The following is a 5709-nucleotide window of genomic DNA, read 5'->3' on the forward strand; positions in this document are numbered from 1 at the left end:
TACTGGTATCTTCAACGGCAACGTTGAAGTCAAAACCTTCCCAGCTTGTCATATACTCTGCACGGTAATGGTTGTAAGACTTGTCGCCGTCCCATGCCCATTTGTCTTCGTCTAGTGACGTTGAACGGTCAAAGCTAACACGGATGTCGTGACCTTCTGCGACAGTAAAGGTATGAGCAGCCATCATGATGTAATGATCGGCATCAACACCAAAGTAATCCCATGAATACCAAAAGTTCAATTCACTCTGACCAAGCGATGAAGCATAGCCAAACTTGGTGTAAAGCTCTGGGTAGTAATACTCATCAGAGGCATCATCACCATGGTATGTGTAATATGCAATACCTGCATCAACAGACACTCTGTCGGTTAGTTCAAAATATTTACCTGCGTAAAAATCAAGTTCTAACCAAGTATCATCACCGCTTCCAAAATCAACATTAGATGCCCAAGCACCCACATACCAACCGTCATCGGCTGCGTAGTCTAGGCTAGCCTGTAATGCAGGGTCATTATCTGTTTGGCTAACACCATTAAAGGTATAGTCAGAGGTAGCATTAACAGTTGTGCTTAACTCACCAGCCATTACTGAAGTCGGTAAAGCAAATAAGCTTAGTAGGGCTAACTTTTTCATTGTTGTGTTCATCATTTTTCCTTGGATCATTATTATTGTTTAGTCTGCTAATTCGATTTTAGTGAAATCGATTTCATTTTCTTTTGGAGAGAGTTCAATCGCTCTCACTTTACGGTAATGCGATTTTAAAATGTATGCGAAACAGCTTAATATCAAGGCAATAGCCAGTGCACCGACCCATTGAATTTGTAAAAAGTCTAGTTTGAATAACAATGTTAAGCCACTCAGTACCACAACATTACCGACGATATAAGGTACTTTACCAAAACGTTCAACCGTAAGGTTTAAGTTATCTGTATATAAACGGACCAGTGAATCGAGTGAGTTAATAACAAACGTTACCCCTACAATCACCATTGCTAGATTATAAAAACCAGATGTATCAATACCATTTGCACTGTAGTAGTACAGAACCGTGAACCAAATCGCGATTGGAATTGAAGGGAATACCATCATGGCTAGTAATACTTGATAGGTTTTCATTCCGCCAACAAAACGTGCGGTAAATTGACCAATCATAATGCTCCATGCAAACCACCAGAATAGGTAAAATTCGTGGTAATCGTTTATTGGAAGCACAAAGTTATGGATGTTGCCAAAGTAGTCACCGATTAACGCAAATGTAGTAAAGAACTCACCCACACTTGAATCGTCTGATAAAAATGCACCAGACCACATAACAGCGATTAAACCAAAGAACAACCAGGTACTGCCTAAACTCAGGTAACGAACATAGCGAATACTGGTACTTGAATACACTGCGGCGGCAATAACCATAAATACGATTAAGTAGAAGCTGCTGACAACGGTTTCACCATCACCTAATTGCGGTAAATACCACGGTAAGTTAGTTAATAATAAATAAGCAGTAAAGGCACAGGTACCAATAATGACCACGTTATTAATAAACTTTATCAATGGAATTTCAAAGTACTTAACTCTTGGTTCAATCACACAGAAGTAGAAGCACGTTAAAAAGTAAAAAGCCCAAATTAAGCAGGCCCAAAAACCAAACTCTATGGCTAACGGATTACTAAATCCATATTCTGGACTGGTTGCTAAATCTGCATAACCAGCAAATTCCGTTAACGGAAACATGATTAAGCCAACATCAAGCCCTGAAGTGAACAAAATGGCAATAAAGGTAAATTTACGCACCGGTGTGACACCAATGCACTGCATGTTACCCCAACGATAAATAACAAATGCGATAGCGGCAAAAGTGAATAAAATGCCTATTGATAACCAAGTCGTCATTATTTAACTCCTGGGAGAATAGTGTGTGCGAACATAATGTTGGCTCCTTGTTGTATGTTTTTTATGCCATAGAACAATTTTTAAAGGCAAAATGCCCTCAAGCCTTAAGTATCGTGTTGACGATAGTTAAACCCTGATAGATTGAACTTGGCTAAATTGGCCATTTACAAAAACGTAGGTTGGCCATCAACCTGTTGCCGATGTGCATAAATGAATACACATCGACGAATGGGTGTTAATCAATTTGTCGTTTAGGCGCTTGTAATCGTTGTGATGTTTGCCATTGCTTAGCAATAGTCACTTTTGCCAAACTTGGCGCAAGAGGTTTGTTGCCTAAAATAATATCGGCAGCGCGCTCAGCGACCATTATCGTCGGGGAGTTCAAATTGCCATTTGGAATGGTCGGAAAAATTGACGAATCAACTACTCGTAAACCATTAATACCATGTACTTTTGTTTCAGAGTCGACAACCGCCATCTCATCTTCACCCATTTTGCATGAGCAAGAAGGGTGGTAAGCACTTTCTACTGAGCTTCTAACAAAACGGTCTATTTCTTCATTGGTCTGTATTGCTAAGCCTGGTTGAATTTCTTCACCACGATATTCATCTAAACCCGGTTGATTAATAATTTCACGGGTTAAACGAACACACGCTCTAAAGCCTTCAATATCATCTTGATGCGATAAATAATTGAACTGAATTTGTGGGGCAACCTTGGCATCACTTGATACAACCGTTACCGCGCCACGGCTTTTAGGTTTATTGTGGCCTATATGAACTTGGAAACCATGGCCAGCAAAGGCTTCTTTACCGTCGTAACGCATAGCAGCAGGTAAGAAGTGGTACTGTAAATCAGGCCACTCTAAGCCCGCTTTTGAGCGGATAAAACCACACGATTCAAAATGGTTAGTTGCACCCAAACCTGACTTATTTAAAATCCAGCGAGCACCAATAAACAATTTGTTTAACGGATCAATTTTGCCATTAAGTGATATCGGCTTTAAGCACTTAAATTGGAAGTAAAACTCTAAGTGGTCTTGCAGATTCTGACCAACACCAGGTAATTGATGTACTTGCTCAATTCCAGCGTTAGCTAATGTGCTTGAATCACCAATACCCGACAGTTGTAAAATATGCGGTGAACCAATTGAACCTGCAGATAAAATCACTTCTTTATTGCAGTTAACATCAATTAACTCGCCTTTACGTTCGTAACGAACGCCGACAGCCGTTTTACCTTGCATAATCACTTTATGCACAAGCGCATGAGTGACCACGGTTAAATTCGGACGTTTCATTGCAGGGCGAAGGTACGCATTTGCCGTAGACCAACGTACGCCGTTTTTAACGGTCATGTGCATTGGGCCAAAGCCTTCTTGCTGACTGGCATTGTAATCATCAGTGGCTAAGTAGCCGGCATCGACACCTGCATCAACAAAAGCTTGATATAACGGGTTTTTCATTTCATTACCGTTATTAACCGCTAATGGGCCTTTATCACCGCGATAAACATTACCGCCAAAAGACCATGTTTCAGCTTTTTTAAAGTAAGGCAGACAGTGAGCATAATCCCAGTCTTTTGCACCTTGTTGTTGCCACTCGTCAAAATCACGTGCATGACCACGTACGTAGACCATGCCATTGATTGATGATGAACCACCTAACACTTTGCCACGCGGGCAATGCATACGGCGATTGTCCAAATGTGGTTCGGCTTCAGTTTCAAACTGCCATGCATACTTTTTAGTATTCATGGGAATTGAAAGGGCGGTTGGCATTTGGATAAAAATGCTCTTGTCGCTACCACCGGTTTCAAGTATCAGGACTTTATTGTCTGGATTTTCCGTTAAGCGGTTGGCTAATACACAACCTGCACTACCGGCACCAACAATAATATAATCGTATTCATGAGACATTTGCGTAGACATTAATTGGGTCACTCCTAAAATGGGCTTTCAAGTGACTGCATACCAACGTAAACAGCTTTTATTTGGGTGTATGCTTTTAATGTTTCAGAGCCATTCTCACGACCAATACCAGACATCTTGTAACCACCAACCGGCATTTCTGCAGGAGAGGCACCATAAGCATTTATCCAACAAATACCGGCTTGCATTTGATGAATAACGCGATGTGCACGGGTAATGTCTTGCGTAAATACACCTGCCGCTAAGCCTAGGTGAGTACTATTGGCACGCTTAACAACTTCATCTTCATCAGTAAAGGTAAAGACTGACATCACAGGGCCAAATATTTCTTCTTTCGAAATCGTCATCTCATCAGTGCAATCTGTAAATACAGTCGGCGCCACAAAGAAACCATTAGGTGCATTGTCAGGCGTTAATGCTGTTCCGCCTGTTAATAAGGTGGCGCCTTCTTTTTTACCGATTTCAATGTAGTCGAGTACTTTTTGTTGATGGTCGCGTGATATCAATGCACCAAAATTGGTGTCAGGGTGCATTGGGTCGCCACAAACGATGTTTTGCTCAGTACGTTCTTTTAAACGTTGGATAAAGCGCGGATAAATATCTTGCTGCACAAATACGCGAGTACCGTTGGTACACACTTCACCTTGAGTATAGAAATTAGCTAACATCGCGGCTGATACCGCATTTTCTACATCGGCATCGTTAAAGATAATCAATGGCGACTTTCCGCCTAACTCCATGGTCACTTCTTTTAGTGAACCCGCAGCAGCGGCCATGACTTTTTTACCTGTTCCGACTTCACCCGTAAATGACACTTTAGCGATATCTTCATTGGTGGTTAGCCATGCGCCAACTCTACCGTCACCTTGAACAACGTTAAACACGCCATCTGGCACACCCGCATGAGTGAATATTTCAGCCAAACGCATTGCGCCACGAGGTGTTTCTTCTGAAGGTTTAAAAATCATTACGTTGCCGCAAGCAAGTGCAGGGGCTGCTTTCCAGCAAGCAATTTGTAACGGGTAGTTCCATGCGCCAATACCGGCACAAATACCTAATGGCTCACGGCGAGTATAATAAAAGTCCGCTCCAACAGGTTGTTGATTGCCTTCAATACTTGGGGCTAGACCGGCAAAAAACTCAATAGAGTCGGCGCCAGTAACGATATCGACAACCGAGGCTTCTTGCCATGGCTTACCCGTATCCAATACTTCGCCAGCAGCAAGTTCATCATTTTGCTCACGTAGTAGGGCAACAGCTTTTAATAAAATGCGGCTACGTTCTATCGGCATCATCGCTGACCAAACAGCAAAACCTGCTTTGGCACTCTCTATTGCGGCTTTTTGCACAGACTCGGTGGCTACTTCAACTAAATAGCTGACATCTCCAGTAGCAGGATTGATCACTTCAAATGTTTCGCCAGTACCGTTTGATTGGTATTTTCCATGAATATAATTTTGATAAATAACTAACGATGACATTATTCTACTCCGTTGTGCACGATCACAGCCTTGATAAAGGCTTTAGATAAAATTTGGGCTTGTTTAAAATCTTCTATTGGGGTGGCACTCAACGCACTGCGTAACCAAAAACCATCAATTACTGCCGCTGTTTGCTTGGCTGCACTTACAGCGGCGGCATTGGGTAATAATTGTTTAAACGAAAAAAGCAGGTTGCTGTATAACCGCTGACTATTAATGTTTTGTAATCTTGCTAACCCAGGATCGTGCATCGCTTGGGACCAGAAGCTTAACCATGTTTTTGTCGCGGCTGTTGAACGTTGTAATTCGGTAAAGTTTGCTTCCACGATCATTGAAAGCCTATCTATTGGGGTTAATGTTTTGCCTGACGTTCTTGTCAGTAATGCTTGCTTCAATTCCTCTAATAG

At 41.9% G+C, this 5709-nt stretch carries 5 protein-coding genes; all 5 read right to left on the minus strand.

The window, feature by feature from the left end:
* The coding region (locus CXF78_RS12195; protein ID WP_102036938.1) for a TorF family putative porin at window positions 1-646 on the minus strand (646 nt) is incomplete at its 3' end.
* A gap of 27 nt (window positions 647-673) precedes the next feature.
* The gene (locus tag CXF78_RS12200) at window positions 674-1891 is read right to left on the minus strand and encodes a BCCT family transporter (protein WP_011637406.1); all 1218 of its coding nucleotides are present in this window, start codon (window positions 1889-1891) and stop codon (window positions 674-676) included.
* A 235-nt stretch (window positions 1892-2126) separates the two neighbouring features.
* Entirely contained in the window at window positions 2127-3821 is a 1695-nt protein-coding gene (gene betA, locus CXF78_RS12205; RefSeq protein WP_257984899.1) for a choline dehydrogenase, read from the minus strand.
* Window positions 3822-3835: 14 nt separating this feature from the next.
* Window positions 3836-5302 carry a betaine-aldehyde dehydrogenase gene (gene betB, locus CXF78_RS12210; RefSeq protein WP_102036939.1) on the minus strand — a complete coding sequence of 489 codons (1467 nt, stop codon included), beginning with the start codon at window positions 5300-5302 and terminating at the stop codon, window positions 3836-3838.
* A partial coding sequence (betI, locus tag CXF78_RS12215) for a transcriptional regulator BetI (RefSeq protein WP_102036941.1) occupies window positions 5302-5709 on the minus strand: 408 nt, incomplete at its 5' end. The genes betB and betI, both read right to left, overlap by 1 nt.

This window comes from Shewanella sp. 11B5 (genome assembly GCF_002836795.1).
Lineage (GTDB): Bacteria > Pseudomonadota > Gammaproteobacteria > Enterobacterales > Shewanellaceae > Shewanella > Shewanella frigidimarina.

Coding starts and splice junctions, on each gene's coding strand:
- betA (WP_257984899.1), bottom strand. CDS start 3,821: ATGTCTACGCAAATGTCTCATGAATACGATTATATTATTGTTGGTGCC.
- betB (WP_102036939.1), bottom strand. CDS start 5,302: ATGTCATCGTTAGTTATTTATCAAAATTATATTCATGGAAAATACCAA.
- CXF78_RS12200 (WP_011637406.1), bottom strand. CDS start 1,891: ATGACGACTTGGTTATCAATAGGCATTTTATTCACTTTTGCCGCTATC.